The sequence below is a fragment of the Streptomyces albidoflavus genome, assembly GCF_000719955.1.
GTDB lineage: Bacteria > Actinomycetota > Actinomycetes > Streptomycetales > Streptomycetaceae > Streptomyces > Streptomyces albidoflavus.
Map to the genome: position 1 here is coordinate 95181 of NZ_JOII01000025.1, position 13260 is coordinate 108440.

General features: G+C 75.4%; 12 protein-coding genes. 5 read left to right on the forward strand and 7 right to left on the reverse strand.

Translation table 11 applies throughout. From position 1 onward, the window contains the following. Positions 1 to 39: 39 nt before the first annotated feature. Complete coding sequence (locus IF45_RS0122840; protein ID WP_030309257.1) at positions 40 to 756, reverse strand: DUF1345 domain-containing protein; 717 nt, start codon at positions 754 to 756, stop codon at positions 40 to 42. 408 nt (positions 757 to 1164) lie between these two features. Between IF45_RS0122840 and IF45_RS0122850 the strand changes: the two genes are divergently transcribed. Continuing rightward, positions 1165 to 3144 (forward strand): SpoIIE family protein phosphatase, encoded by a 1980-nt coding sequence (locus tag IF45_RS0122850; protein WP_030309258.1) that lies wholly within the window; start codon positions 1165 to 1167, stop codon positions 3142 to 3144. Positions 3145 to 3225: 81 nt separating this feature from the next. Next, the gene (locus IF45_RS0122855) at positions 3226 to 3690 is read left to right on the forward strand and encodes an NUDIX hydrolase (RefSeq protein WP_030309260.1); all 465 of its coding nucleotides are present in this window, start codon (positions 3226 to 3228) and stop codon (positions 3688 to 3690) included. A gap of 33 nt (positions 3691 to 3723) precedes the next feature. On the opposite strand, the gene def is transcribed toward IF45_RS0122855, so the two are convergent. Continuing rightward, positions 3724 to 4344: a peptide deformylase gene (gene def / locus IF45_RS0122860; protein WP_030309262.1), complete on the reverse strand. Its 621-nt coding sequence runs from the start codon at positions 4342 to 4344 to the stop codon at positions 3724 to 3726. Positions 4345 to 4508: 164 nt separating this feature from the next. Here def and IF45_RS0122865 point away from each other — a divergent pair, with 164 nt between their 5' ends. Further along, positions 4509 to 5093 (forward strand): helix-turn-helix domain-containing protein, encoded by a 585-nt coding sequence (locus IF45_RS0122865; protein ID WP_030309264.1) that lies wholly within the window; start codon positions 4509 to 4511, stop codon positions 5091 to 5093. A 136-nt stretch (positions 5094 to 5229) separates the two neighbouring features. After that, positions 5230 to 6339 carry an AI-2E family transporter gene (locus IF45_RS0122870; RefSeq protein ID WP_003946610.1) on the forward strand — a complete coding sequence of 370 codons (1110 nt, stop codon included), beginning with the start codon at positions 5230 to 5232 and terminating at the stop codon, positions 6337 to 6339. Between the two features lie 81 nt (positions 6340 to 6420). Here the strand turns inward: IF45_RS0122870 and IF45_RS0122875 are convergent, their stop codons facing one another. Together IF45_RS0122875 and IF45_RS0122880 are read right to left on the reverse strand one after the other, a co-directional pair. After that, on the reverse strand, positions 6421 to 6981 hold the full coding sequence (locus tag IF45_RS0122875) for a sugar O-acetyltransferase (protein WP_010639430.1): 561 nt from the start codon (positions 6979 to 6981) through the stop codon (positions 6421 to 6423). Between the two features lie 151 nt (positions 6982 to 7132). After that, positions 7133 to 7606 (reverse strand): GNAT family N-acetyltransferase, encoded by a 474-nt coding sequence (locus IF45_RS0122880; protein ID WP_003946612.1) that lies wholly within the window; start codon positions 7604 to 7606, stop codon positions 7133 to 7135. Positions 7607 to 7831: 225 nt separating this feature from the next. Here IF45_RS0122880 and msrA point away from each other — a divergent pair, with 225 nt between their 5' ends. Further along, positions 7832 to 8347, forward strand: a complete 516-nt coding sequence (gene msrA, locus IF45_RS0122885; RefSeq protein WP_003946613.1) for a peptide-methionine (S)-S-oxide reductase MsrA — start codon at positions 7832 to 7834, stop codon at positions 8345 to 8347. Positions 8348 to 8446: 99 nt separating this feature from the next. Here msrA and IF45_RS0122890 read toward each other — a convergent pair whose 3' ends face one another. The 3 genes from IF45_RS0122890 to IF45_RS0122900 all read right to left on the reverse strand — a co-directional run. Next, a complete protein-coding gene (locus IF45_RS0122890; protein WP_030309266.1) occupies positions 8447 to 10231 on the reverse strand; it encodes an ATP-binding cassette domain-containing protein in 1785 nt (594 codons plus the stop codon). Further along, the gene (locus IF45_RS0122895; protein WP_030309269.1) at positions 10228 to 11973 is read right to left on the reverse strand and encodes an ABC transporter ATP-binding protein/permease; all 1746 of its coding nucleotides are present in this window, start codon (positions 11971 to 11973) and stop codon (positions 10228 to 10230) included. Before IF45_RS0122895 ends, IF45_RS0122890 begins: the two co-directional genes overlap by 4 nt. 58 nt (positions 11974 to 12031) lie before the next feature. Further along, positions 12032 to 13260 (reverse strand): nitroreductase family protein (locus IF45_RS0122900; protein ID WP_037638409.1); only part of this gene is annotated, 1229 nt, incomplete at its 5' end.

Below are 13260 nucleotides of genomic sequence, written 5' to 3' on the forward strand. Positions count from 1 at the left end.
CCCGGCGGCGGTCGCGCCCTCCCCGGTCGCGGTGACGGCTCAGAAGTTGTTGAGGGCGGAGACGAGGCTGGCGACGGTGATGGTGTTGAAGACGAAGGCGATGACCGAGTTGGCCGCCACGGTCCTGCGCATCTCGTGGAAGGTCACCATCACGTCGGTCGTGCCGAGGGTGGTCATCACCGACAGCGCGAAGTACATGTAGTCCAGCCAGATGGTGGTGGACCGCCCCGGGAACTCCAGGGCCTCCTCCCCATCCACCAGGTTGTCCGCCTGGAAGGCCACGGCGAAGGAGACGGCGACGCAGATCCACGCGACGACGACCGTGGTGAGCGACAGCAGCGCGCGTGGAACCGGGCCGAAGGACGAGTCGATGTGCCCGGGCCGCCACACCATCACCACCACCAGCGCGGCGGCCGCGATGAAGATCGAGACTCCGGGCCCCGGTGCCGTGCCGAACACGTACCTCTGCAGCAGCGTGCCCCGGCTCGACCGCTGAGCCCAGGTGCGCACCCCCTCCGAGGACGCCCTCGCGAAGACGGACGCCGTGAGGAGGAGGTACGGGAAGAGATAGGCCACCAGGACGACCACGCACAGGTCCGCGCCCGCTAGCTCTGCGCCACTGGCCTTCAGCCCGATCAGGAGTGCCGCCGCCCCGGCGGCCACGAGCAGGGCCGCCGCCGATCTGCGGCGTTCGGAGAGCCACTTGTTCCCGCCCTGACCGGCGAGGAGGGAACCGCGCGGAGCCGGGTCAGCCACGGGACGCCCTCTCCCCGGCCCGTCGGCGGCCCCCGGCGAGGGCCGGGAGCTGCCACCGGTCCACCGGCGGGCCCGGCGCCACGGCGCCGGGGCGGTCGCGCGGCAGGCGCGGGCGTGCGGCCGCCCTCCGTTCCAGGTCGGTCGGCTCGGCTTCCATGGGCATCGGTCCCGGGGCAGGGGGCGGGGTGGCTGGCGCTCGGCTCCGAGCGTCGCGCGGCCGGTGCGCCCCGGCAGTGCGGGGTGGGCCGAACGGAGTCCCGGTCCGCCGGCGGCATCCGGCCGGGACCACGCGACAGCCGAGGGGCGCCCATACGGAAGGGAGGGAAAGATGACGGTATGGCCCTTCCTGGCGAAACTCCCGACGCTCTCGCTGAGGCGTTGCTGCACACTCTGGCGAGTCAGTCCTCGATGGGGTTGTTCATCTTCGACGACGGGCTCGACCTGGTCCGCCACCACGCCGGCCAGCTGCTGGCGGCCCTCGGGGAAGAGACGGGACCGGCGGACCGCGCCTTGTTCCGCGAACTGCTGGACGACGAGGCGTACGACCTGATGCGGCAGGTGCACCGCGATCAGGAGCCCCGCCACGGCTACGTGACCTGGCGGCACGAGGCGTACGGGGAACGCGAGCTGGCCTTCGCCGCGCTTCCCCTGCGTGATCCGGACGGCCGGCCGGAGGGGGTGGCCGCCGCGCTGGTCGACCTCACCGGGGAGATCGACGCGTTCAGCCGGTACGACACCCTGCATCGTGGCGACGCCATCGGCCGCTCGCTCGACGTGGCCCGGATCGCCCAGGAACTCGCCGACACCGCCGCCCTCCGGCTCGCCGACACCGTCACGGTGGACGTGCTGGACAGCGTCCTGCAGGGCAGGCTTCCGCACCCGGGACACGTGCGGGAGAACCTGCTCGTGCGGCGCGTCAGTGCGGGCGCGCCCGAGGGCGAGCGCTTCCCGGCCGCCTTCCCTCTCGGCGGTCGGCACGGCTTCCCCCACGCCGGTCCCTTCGCCCGGGCGCTGAGCGAGCGCCGGCCGCAGCTCGTCCGGGAGGCCGGCGAAAGCGACCCCTGGCTCGCGCTGGCGGTCGAGCGTGGCCTGACGCCTCGGGACACCCGCTCACTGATCGTGGTGCCGCTGATCGGCCGCGGCGCGCTGATGGGCCTCGTGACGTTCTACCGGGGCGCCGACAGCGCGCCGTTCTCCGAGAAGGACCTGTCGACGGCGGCCGCGCTCGTGCAGCGGGCGGGTGCCGTCGCCGACAACGCCCGGCTCTACACGGTGGAACGGGCGGCGGCCCAGCTGCTGCGCCGCAGCCTCGTCCCGGGCGCCCTGAAGAGTACGGCCACCGTGCAGAGCGCCGAGGGGTACGTCGCCGACGGCGGCCAGGCCTGGTGCGAGGTGATCGCCCTCTCCGGGGCGCGCACCGCGCTGGTCGTCGGGGACGTCACGGCAGGCGGTGTGCGCGGCGCCGCCCACATGGGCCAGTTGCGCGCCAGCCTCCTGGCCCTCGCCGAGGCCGATCTGGAACCGGGCGAGCTGCTGTCCCGCCTCGCCGCACTCACCTCACGCCTGTCCGCGCAGGACGAGGACGCCTCGGGCCAGGACGACCCCGCGTTCCCCGTGGCGACCTGCCTCTACCTGGTGTACGACCCCCTGGACGCCTCCTGCGTCGTGGCCTCCGCCGGGCACCCGGCTCCGCTCTACGGCGGGGTGGAGGGCGAGTTGAGCGCGGCGGCGATCGAGATCGGGCCGCCGCTCGGCGTCGAGTACCACGCCTACGAGACCGCCCGGTTCAGCCTCCCCGAACACGGAGAGCTGGCCCTGTACACCGACGGCCTGACCTCGGTCCGGCCCGGCGGCGGGGAGTCCGGCGCCGTCGCCCTGGCCCGGGCCCTGGCCTCCGCCCGAGGCTCGCTCGACGAACGGTGCGACCAGGTCCTCGACGCCCTCGCCCCGCAGCGCCCCACGGGCGACGCCGTTCTCCTCCTCGCCCACACGCACCCGCTGCCGTCGGGCGATGTCGCCACGTGGGAGTTGGACAGCGACCCCAAGGGTGTCTCCACCGCCCGCAAGGCCTGCAGCCGCCAGCTCGCCGAGTGGGGACTGAGCGACCTGTCCTTCACCACCGAACTGATGGTCAGCGAGCTGGTCACCAACGCGGTCCGCTACGGCAGGCCCCCGATCCGCCTCCGCCTCATCCGCGACCGCTCCCTCATCTGCGAGACCCACGACACCGGCAGTTGCGCCCCGCACGTCCGTCACGCGGCCGGCGGCGACGAGGGTGGCCGGGGCCTGTTCATGCTGAGCCAGCTGGCAGCCCGCTGGGGTGTGCGTTTCGACCCGGAGGGGACGACGGGGAAGACGGTGTGGGCGGAGCAGGAGATTCCGGAGTAGGGGCTGCGGGGGCGCGGTGGCGAACCGGCTGACCGTACGGCGACACTGAGCCACTCACGCCCCGACTCCGAGGAGCCACCCATGAGCCGCCGCCTGGCCGCGTACGCCCTGTGTCTGGAGAACGGCCGGGTTCTGCTCGCCCGTCACCGATCCGGCAACTGGTCGCTGCCCGGGGGCGGGGTCGAGGCCGGGGAGGACCCGTTCGACACGGTGACGCGGGAACTGACCGAGGAGACCGGGCTCCTCGGGGCGGTCGAGCGGCTGCTGGGGGTGGACTCGCGGCTGATTCCCTCGGCCGAGCGGACCGACCCGAGCGGCGGCGACCATCAGAACATCGGCATCTTCTACGAGGTGAGCGTCAGCGGTGGTCGTCTGCGGCCCGAGACGAACGGGGAGACGACCGCGTCGGTCTGGGTCCCGCTGCCCGAAGTGAGCGGCCTCCGGCGTTCCTCGCTGGTCGATGTCGGTCTGGAGCTGGTCCGGCACCGGCCCGCGACCGGCCACGTGCCGCCGGTCCCGGTCGACGGGCGGCTGCTCGACCACTGACGGCGGGAGGACCGGGCCCGGCCTCGCCACCGCTCACTTGCCGAGCCGCCTCGCCGCCGCCGCCCGCCGGGCGAAGACCTCGTCCTGGGAGTCGCGCATCTCCTGGAGGGCGCTCTTCCGCTCCCGGCGTGCGAGGCGGTCGAGGTACAGGTGGCCGCGGAGGTGGTCGGTCTCGTGCTGGAGGCAGCGGGCGAAGTAGCCGCGCCCCTCGATCACCAGGGGCCGGCCGTCCTTGTCGCGGCCCCGGACGACGGCGCGGTCCAGGCGGGGGACGACACGGTAGGGGCCGGGGACCGACAGGCAGCCCTCGGGTTCCTCCACCAGGCGGCGGTCGGTGGCGGGGACGTCGTCGAGTACCGGGTTGGCGAGGTGGCCGACGTGCCGTACCCCCCAGTCGTCCGTGATGTCCCACACGAACAGCCGGAGGTCCACGCCCACCTGGTTGGCGGCGAGCCCGGCCCCCGCCGCCGCCTGGTTGGTGGCGAACATGTCGTCCACCAGCGCGGCGAGTCCGGCCGTGCCGAACGCGTCCTCGGTCACCTCCCGGCAGGGGCGGTGCAGGATCTCCTCCCCCACCACGGTGATCCGGCGGACCGCACCGCGTTCCGCCTCCGGTACGACCGGCGGGCAGAACGGGACGGGCTCGCCCTGCACCCGCGTCCGCCGGTCGGGCCCCGTGCCCTCGTCCTGAACACTCACGAACCGTCCACCCCTTCGCGCGGTTTCCGTCTGCGTCGTCTGCGTCCTCTGCGCCAGGCCCCGGCCGCCCGGGGCCTGGCGGCTTGCCAGAGGCTTTGCAAAGTAGCAGACTTTGCAAAATGAGCGACGAAGACCGCCGAAGCGAGGTTCCTCAGGCGCCGCACGACCGGGCCCGCCGGCTTCTCCCCGACCATCCGGTGCGGGTGGCCCTGCTCGACCTGCTCGCCGAGCACTCCACCCTCACCTCGACCGAGGCCGCCGCCCGTCTGGGGCACAGCTCGGGACTGTGCTCGTTCCACCTGCGCCAGCTCGCCCGGTACGGCCTCATCGAGGAGGCGCCCCACCAGGGAGGCCGGGCCCGGCCGTGGCGGCTGCGCTGGGACGACCCGGCAGCCGGCGGCGAGGACGGGGACGCGGAGTTCACGGCGCTCAACCGTGGCCTGGAGGACGAGAGTTACCGGCACTGGCTGGCCCACCGGGACCAGGCTCCTCCGGAGTGGCGCCAGGACGAGTCCTTCAGCGCGGTACTCCACCTCACCCCGGCCGAGGCGGCCGAACTGGCCACCTCCGTCCGCCGCCTGTTCGCGGGCTACCGGGAACGTGAGGACCGCCCGGCCGCACGCCCCCCGGACAGCGTCGCCGTCGCAGCCGTCACCCGGCTGTTCCCGCTCCTCGGGGAGGACGGGGTACCGCCGCAGAGCTGAGGGCGGGGCGCGTACGGCGGGCCCGTGCCCGGCGTCCGCGAGGCCGGTGCCGGTCACCTGGCGATGTACGGCCGCCCCGGAGGCAGCCGGGCGGTACGGGGCCGGGTGGGGGCCGCAGGTCAGTAGGGTGGTGCGCATGTCGACCAGGCTGAGCTCCACCAAATCCCGTGCCGCGCTGCACACATCGGCGCGTACCTCCGCCCAGTTGCTGCTGGTGGCCGTCGCCGTCACCGCCGCGTTGTGGCTGGTGGGCCAGATGTGGTCCGTGGTGTGGCCGCTCGTGGTCGGCCTGCTGCTCACCACGCTCACCTGGCCCTTGGCCCGTTTCCTGCGCAACCACTCCTGGCCGCCCGCCCTCGCCGCCTCGGTCGTGACCGTGTTCGCGCTGGTGGTGGCGGCGGGCATCGTCGCGCTGATCGCGGTACCGGTGGCCTCCGAGTCCGGGACCCTGGCGGACGGAGTGATCGCCGGTGTCGAGCAGTTGCGCACCTGGGCGGCGGGGCCGCCGCTGAACATCGGCGACGCCGAGATCACCAAGGCGATGGACGCCGGTATCGAACGGCTCCAGAGCAGTCTCGGCGCGACGGTCTCCACGGTGGCGACCGGGCTGAGCACCGTGGTCCACGGGGTCGTCGTCGCCGTGATCGCCGTCTTCCTGATGTTCTTCTTCCTCAAGGACGGCCCGCGGTTCCTGCCGTGGCTGACCCGTCAGCTGCCGGGCCGGCTCGCCGTCGACATCCCCACCGTCGCCGAGCGCTGCTGGAACACGCTGGGGGCGTTCATCCGCTCGCAGGCGCTGGTCGGCCTGATCGACGCGGTCTTCATCGGCCTGGGCCTGTGGATCCTGGGCGTGCCGCTGGTGCTGCCGCTGTCGGTGCTGACCTTCGTGGGCGCGTTCGTGCCGATCGTCGGTGCGTTCTTCGCCGGGTTCGTGGCGGTCCTCATCGCGCTGGTCTCCAACGGCCTGACCGACGCCCTGATCGTGCTCGCCATCATCATCGTGGTGCAGCAGCTGGAGGGGAACGTCTTCCAGCCGATGATCCAGAGCCGTGGACTCGGCCTGCACGCGGCGGTGGTCCTCCTCGCCGTCACCCTCGGCGGCAGCCTGGCGGGCATCGTCGGCAGCCTGCTCGCCGTCCCGGCCGCCGCCCTGATCGGGGTGATCTGGCGCTACATCCGCGAACAGCTCGCCGAACCCCCGCACGAGCCGCGCCCCGACGAGCCGGAGGGCGCCACGGCCGCCTGACGGAGGGGGTGGGCGGGGGCGTTACGCCGGGGGCCGGGCCTGTACGGGCCCGGCCCCCTTCGCGTGTACGTACGGGCCCCGTCAGGGAGCGGGCGGCGCCTCGGGCAGGGGGATCTCGCGGACGATCCGGGCCGGGTTGCCCACCGCCACCACGTTGGCCGGCAGGTCCTTGGTGACGACGGCTCCGGCGCCGACCACGGTGTTCTCCCCGATGGTCACCCCGGGGCAGACGATGACGCCGCCGCCGAGCCACACGTTGTCGCCGATGGTGATCGGCTCCGCCGCCTCCCACTTGGCCCGCCGCGCGACCGGGTCGACCGGGTGGGTCGGGGTCAGCAGCTGGACGTGCGGGCCGAACTGGACGTCCTCGCCGATGGTGATGGGCGCGACGTCGAGGAAGACCGCGCCGAAGTTGACGAAGGTGCCGCGCCCGATGGTGATGTAGGTGCCGTAGTCCACCCGCAGCGGCGGCCGCACGTCCACGTCCTCGCCGACGCTGCCGAGCAGTTCGACGAGGAGGGTCCGGCGGGCCTCGGGGTCGTCGGACGGCGAGGCGTTGAACCGTTCGCTGATCTTCGCGGACCGCGCCGCGTCGGCCTGGATCTCGGGGTCGTCGGCTTGGTACAGCTCACCGGCGAGCATGCGTTCTTTCTGACTGGCCACTACGGTCCCTTCGCTGTGACAGTGACAGCCCCACTCTGCCCCTCCGGCGGCGTGGGGAGGTACTGCCGTGGCGGAAGCGGGCGTGCCGTCCACCGGGACGGGCGCGTACGGCGCCGGGGCGGCGGACCGCTCAGCCGCCGGACGCCGTGAGGTCGAGCGTCATGAAGGTGCTGAGGGGATCCGGGCGGTACGAGCCGAACGGCGGGCACGGGACGAAGCCGTGCTTCGCGTACAGGGCGCGGGCCGGGGCGAAGAAGGGGTCGGAGCCGGTCTCCAGGCTGAGCCGGCGGTGGCCGCGGAGCCGGGCCTCCGTGACGATGTGGGTGAGCAGAGCGGTGGCGATGCCGCCCCGGCGGCGGGCGGGGTCGGTCCGCATCGACTTCAGTTCGGCGTGCCCGGGACCGATCTCGGCCAGCGCGCCGCAGCCCAGCAGGGCGCCCTCCTCGTCGAGGACGGTCCAGAAGGCGATGCCCGGGCGGCGCAGGCCGTCGAGGTCCAGGGCGTGCTTGCTCTCCGGCGGGGAGATGGACCGCATCTGTGCCACGTGGGCGTCGAGGAAGGCGACCACGTCGGGCCCGAACGTGCTGTCCTCGGTGATCCTCATGCGGTGGGCCCCTCCCGGTGGCGTGCGGACCGGCGGCCGTCGCGGGTTCGCGGCACCTTGGTATCACGCGCCAGGTCCGCCCGGACGAGCCGCCCCGGGGGTCTGGCGGGGCAGGGGCCGCGCTCCGGGAATGGTGGCGCCACCTGGAGCGTTACCCGGTCTGAGAGGCCCTGGGCGCCGCGAGGGCGGCCGGGCGCATGTCGATGCCAGTCGGGAGCACAGCGTATGGACACCGGAACGCAGAAGGCCGTACTCGCCGGAGGCTGTTTCTGGGGCATGCAGGACCTCATCAGGAAGCAGCCGGGAGTCGTCTCGACCCGGGTCGGCTACACCGGCGGGGACACGCCGAACGCCACCTACCGCAACCACGGCGACCACGCCGAGGCGATCGAGATCCTGTACGACCCGGCGCGCACCAGCTACCGCGACCTGCTGGAGTTCTTCTTCCAGGTGCACGACCCGAGCACCCGCGACCAGCAGGGCAACGACATCGGCCGCAGCTACCGCTCGGCGATCTACTACGCCGACGAGGACCAGCTGCGCACGGCGCGCGACACCATCGCCGACGTGGACGCGAGCGGGCTGTGGCCGGGGCCGGTGGTGACCGAGGTGGAGCCGCTGGGCGACTTCTGGCAGGCCGAGCCGGAGCACCAGGACTACCTGGAGCGGTACCCGAACGGCTACACCTGCCACTTCCCCCGGCCGAACTGGAAGCTGCCGCGCCGGGCCGAGACCGCCTGAGCCACAGCACTCCTTCACCGGACCGAGGAGCCGTGGTCCCCGCGAGGGGCCCCGGCTCTTTCACGTGTGCGTGCCCGCGCACGCTCGCTTCGGTGCGGGTCAGGCAGTTGGCGTCGCCTCCCTGGAGAGCAGTCGGGTCAGCGCGCCGCCGGCGGAGGCCAGCTCCTGCCAGGTGCCCTCCTCCACGATCCGGCCGTCCTCCAGGACGGCGACGCGGTCGGCCCGGCGCACGGTCGCGGGCCGGTGGGCGATGACCAGCGTGGCGCGCCCGGGGGCCGTGGCGGCGAGGGCGGCGGCGAGTTCCGCGTCCCCGGTGTGGTCCAGGTGGGCCGTCGTCTCGTCCAGGACGAGTACGCGGGGAGCGGCGACCAGGGCCCGCGCCAGGGCCACCCGGGCCCGCTGCCCGCCGGAGAGGGTGGCACCCCGCTCCCCCACGGCCGTACCGAGACCGTCGGGGAGTCCGGCGGCGAGGACATCGACGCCGCAGGCCCGGACGGCGCGGTCCAGCACGTCCGGCGGGGCGTCGGGGGCGGCCAGCAGCAGGTTCACGGCGAGGGTGCCGTGGAAGAGGGGGGCTTCCTGGCCGACGACGGCGACGGCGCTGCGCAGTTCGGCGTCGGCCAGGTCCCGCAGGGCGACCGGTGGCCGTCCGTCCTCGGGGACCAGGGTGACGGTGCCTTCCTGGGGGTCCCAGTAGCGGGCCAGGAGGTGCGCGCAGGTGGATTTGCCCGCGCCGGAGGCGCCGACCAGGGCGACGGTCTCGCCCGGACGGACGGTGAGGTCCACCCCGTCCAGCACGGGTGTGGAGCCGTACCCGAAGCGCACGCCACGCAGGCGGAGGCCGAGGGGTCCCTCGGGCAGCGGGCGCGGTGTGCTCGGCTCGGGGGCGCCGGCGGGGGCTTCGGCGGCGGCGCGCACCCGGGCGGCGGCGGCCCGCAGGCTGCCGGCCTGCCCGAGCGAGGCGGCGGCGTCGGCGACAGGGGCGAGGGCGCCGAGCGCCAGGGCCATCGCGGCCGGGGTCCAGGCGCCGTGCAGGCGGCCCTCGACGGCGCTGTGGCCGGCGACGGCGACGACGCCGATCACGGCGGCCACCACCAGCAGGTCGCGGAGGGCGGCGGCACCGGCCTCCCAGGACTGCTCGGCCCGTTGCGCGCGGGCCAGCCGCCGCCCGTACGCGCGCAGGCGGGCGCGCCGGCGGTGCAGCGCGCCGAAGGCGAGGAGTTCGCGCAGCCCGTCGACGGTCTCCACGGTCTCGGCGGAGAGGTCGGCGAGGGCCGTGCGGGTGCGGGCTCCTCGTGCGGCGCGGCCACGTCCGTCGAGGACGGGCAGGGCGAGCAGGAGCGCGGCGGCGGGCAGGACGAGGGCGAGCAGCCAGGGTTCGCGGGTGCCCAGCAGGGCCGCCGAGGCGGTGAACACCGTGCCGGTGGCGAGGAGTTGGGCGAGAGCGTGGGCGTAGAAGAACTCCAGCGCCTCGACGTCGCCCAGCGCGGTGGAGGCGAGGTCGCCGCTGCGGCGTCCGGCGATGCGGGCGGGGGCGCTGCGGGCGATCCCGTCGAAGACGCGGACGCGCAGGAGGGCGAGGACCCGGTAGGCGAGGTCGTGGGAGAGGTCCATCTCACGCCAGGTGGCCAGGGCGCGCACGGCGACCAGGGCAAGGAGCAGCGCGGCGGTGGCGGTTGAGGGGGGCCGCCCGTCGATCACGGCCGTTCCGACGGTGTGGGCGGCGAGGGTGACGAGGGCGACGAGGGCCGCCTGGTCGACGAGGGCGGCCGCACAGGTACGGGCGGTCATGGCGCGGTGGGCGGCGAGCACGGGCAGCAGCGAGCGAAGGGCTTTGTGCGTGGGCGGGCCGGCCGGTGGCTCCTGCGGGGCGGGCGGGGTCATGCGGCCTCCTGCTGCATCGGGGTGACGGTGCGGCCCGCGGCGACCAGGCGGGCGTACAGGCCGCCGGCGGCGAGGAGTTGGGGGTGGTTCCCGGCGGCCTCGACGCGGCCGTGGTCGAGGACGACGATGTGGTCGGCGTGGCGAACGGCTTCGAGGCGGTGGGCGACGAGCAGGCAGGTGCGGCCCCGTCCGGCGGCCAGGAGTTCCCGGGTGATGCGGGCCTCGGCGCGTTCGTCCACGGCGCTGGTGGCCTCGTCGAGGAGGAGGACCGGGGCGTCGGCGAGCAGGGCGCGGGCCAGGGCGAGGCGCTGGCGCTGGCCGCCGGAGAGGGTGGCGCCGCGTTCGCCGATCACCGTGTCGTACCCGTCGGGCAGCCGGGTCAGCTCCTCGTGGATGCCGGCGGCGCGGGCGGCCTCGTGGAGCTGGGACGGGGTGGCGGCGGGGCGGGCGAGGCGGAGGTTGTCGGCGACGGTGGCGCGGAAGAGGTAGGTGTCCTGGGAGACCACGGCGATACCCCGGCGGAGCGCGTCCAACCGGTACGCGGCGGTGTCCAGGCCGCCGACGGTGATCCGGCCGGCGTCGGGGTCGCGCTGGCGGAGCAGGAGGCTCAGCAGGGTGGACTTTCCGGCGCCGGAGGGGCCGACCAGGGCGGTGACGCGTCCGGCCGGGGCGGTGAAGGCGACGCCCGTGAGGGCGGGGCGGGTCCGGCCCGGGTGGGTGAAGTGGGCGTTCTCGAACCGTACTTCGGGGGGTGTGGCCCATTCTGCGGGGGCGGTGCCCTCGTCGGGGACCCCGCCCTCGGTGTGGCGCAGCGCGGCGATGCCGTCGACGGCCGACAGCCCCAGGTGCCCGGCGTGCCACTCGCGGGAGAGGTCGCGGACCGGGCGGAAGCACTCGGAGGCCAGCATCAGCAGCAGGTAGGTGCCGGTCGCGGTGGTGCTCCCGGTGGTGGCTGCGGCGCAGGCGACGAGGACGGCGGCGACGGTGCCGCCCTGCACGGCGAGGTCGGTGAGGCCGGTGTCGGCGAGGGAGACCCGCATCTTGGCCACGGTGGCCCGGTGCAGCGCGGCCGATCGCCGCTCCAGCCGGGCCCGGGTGCGGCCGACGGCGCCTGCGGCGCGCAGGGTCGCCATCCCCTGGAGGGCCTCCAGGTGGTCGGCGGCGAGCGCCTCGTAGGAGTCCCAGTGCTCGCGGCCCCGGCGGGCGAGGAGCCGGTCCCAGAGGCGGGGCCCGGCGAGCGCCAGCAGGAGGGCGGGGGCGAGTGCGGCCACGGCCTGCGGCTCGACGAGGGCGACGGCGACCAGCAGCAGGGGCGGGAGGGCGCAGGTGACGATCAGGTGGGGCAGGTAGCGGGAGACGTACGCGTCCACGCCCTCGACGCCGTCGACGAGGGTGGCCCGGACCGCTCCCGCCCGGGCTCCGCTGAGCGCCCCCGGGCCGGTCCGGCCGAGGTGGGCGAGGAGGTCGTCGCGGAGGCGGACGCGGACCAGGGCTCCGGCGCGGACGGCCAGCAGCCGCTGGGCGCGGCTGAGCAGCGCGCGGGCCAGTACGACGACGGCCACGGCGGCGAGCAGCGCGGGCAGCCCGCCCGTCTCGCCCCGGGCGACGCGGGCGAGGACGAGGGCGAGCAGCACCGCCTGCCCGATGTGGGTGGCGCCGACCAGGGCGAGCAGGGCGGTGGCCCCGGCCAGTGGCAGGGCGGCGGGCCGGGCGGCGCGCCGCAGTTCGGGGGGCGGGATCATCGCGGGTACGTCTCTCCGGGCGGGGTGGGGTGGTCGGGGGCGGGCCGTGCGCGGCGGCTCATCGGGCGGCTCCCAGTGCCAGGCCGTGCAGGACCCAGTCGTGTCCCGGGGTGTCGCCCAGGGCGGCGCCGAGGTCCGCCTGTTGCCAGGAGCCGACGGGGCGGGCGTTGATTCCCTCGGCGGCGGCGTGGGCGTGGGCGGTGCCCGCGGCGAAGCCGGCGGCGAGGTGGTCGTGGCGGATCTGGGAGGCGGGGGCGTCCGAGGGGCAGCCGTGGGCGAGGAGTGCCGCTCCGGTGTCGGCGAGCCAGAGCTGGCCGGCGGCCCAGTGGGCGAGGCTGGGGCGGGCGTCGCCCCGGGCGAGGCGGTACGGGGTGGCTGTGTGGTGGCCGGGGGCGAGCAGGGCGGGGGCGGGGGTGGCGACGGCGGCGCACCAGGCGGGGCCGCCGGGCCAGGCGGTGGCGGCGGTGTGCAGCAGGCGGGCCACCGTCTCCCCGTCCGGCGGATGGCCCAGGGTGGCGGGGTCGGCGCTGCGGCGCTCCAGCAGGGCGCGTCCGGTGACGGTGGCGGGGCGGCGGACGGGGTGCCAGGCCGGTTCGGTCCCGGTGGCGGCGCCCAGCAGTTCCAGCAGGCGGCCGGTGCCGCAGGGCCGGGCCGGGGGCCGGGTGGGGGTGCGGGTGCGGTGCGGGAGCGGCAGGGCCGCCCAGCGGTCGAGGGCGGGGGCGGTGCGCTGGGTGCGGCGGGGCGTCACCTGGACGGCGGCGAGGGGGTGTTCGGTCTCGGTGCCGGGCCGTATCCGCTGCCAGCGGTCGGCCGGGGGCAGCCCGGCGGCGGCCGCGAGCGTGGCGGCGTCGGTGTCGAGGCTGACGCGGACGCCGGGTCCCTGCGGGGCGAGGGCGAGGGCGGCGGCCGTATGGCCGGTGTCGAGGAGCAGCAGGGGCCAGGCGCGGTGGCCGTAGTGGGCGGCGGTGTGTGCGGCGGTGACGGTGAGGACGGCGATCACGCCGGGGGCCGCTCCCCGGGGTGCCGGGCCGCGCCGGAACACCCGGTGGACCTCGGCGTCGTAGGCGTACCGCCCCGGGGGGAGGGTGCAGCCGGGGCCGATCAGGAGGTGGGCGCGGACCGGGTGGAGGGCGCCGGCGGAGGCGGCGGGCCGGAGTCGGCCACCGGTGCCGGGGCGGGCGCGCAGGGAGTGGCGCAGCAGGTGGTCGAGGTCGACGGGGCCGTCGGGGTCGGGGGCGGTGGCGGGGAGGGCGAGCGGGGTGCCGGTCCAGGGGTAGGGGCGGCGCG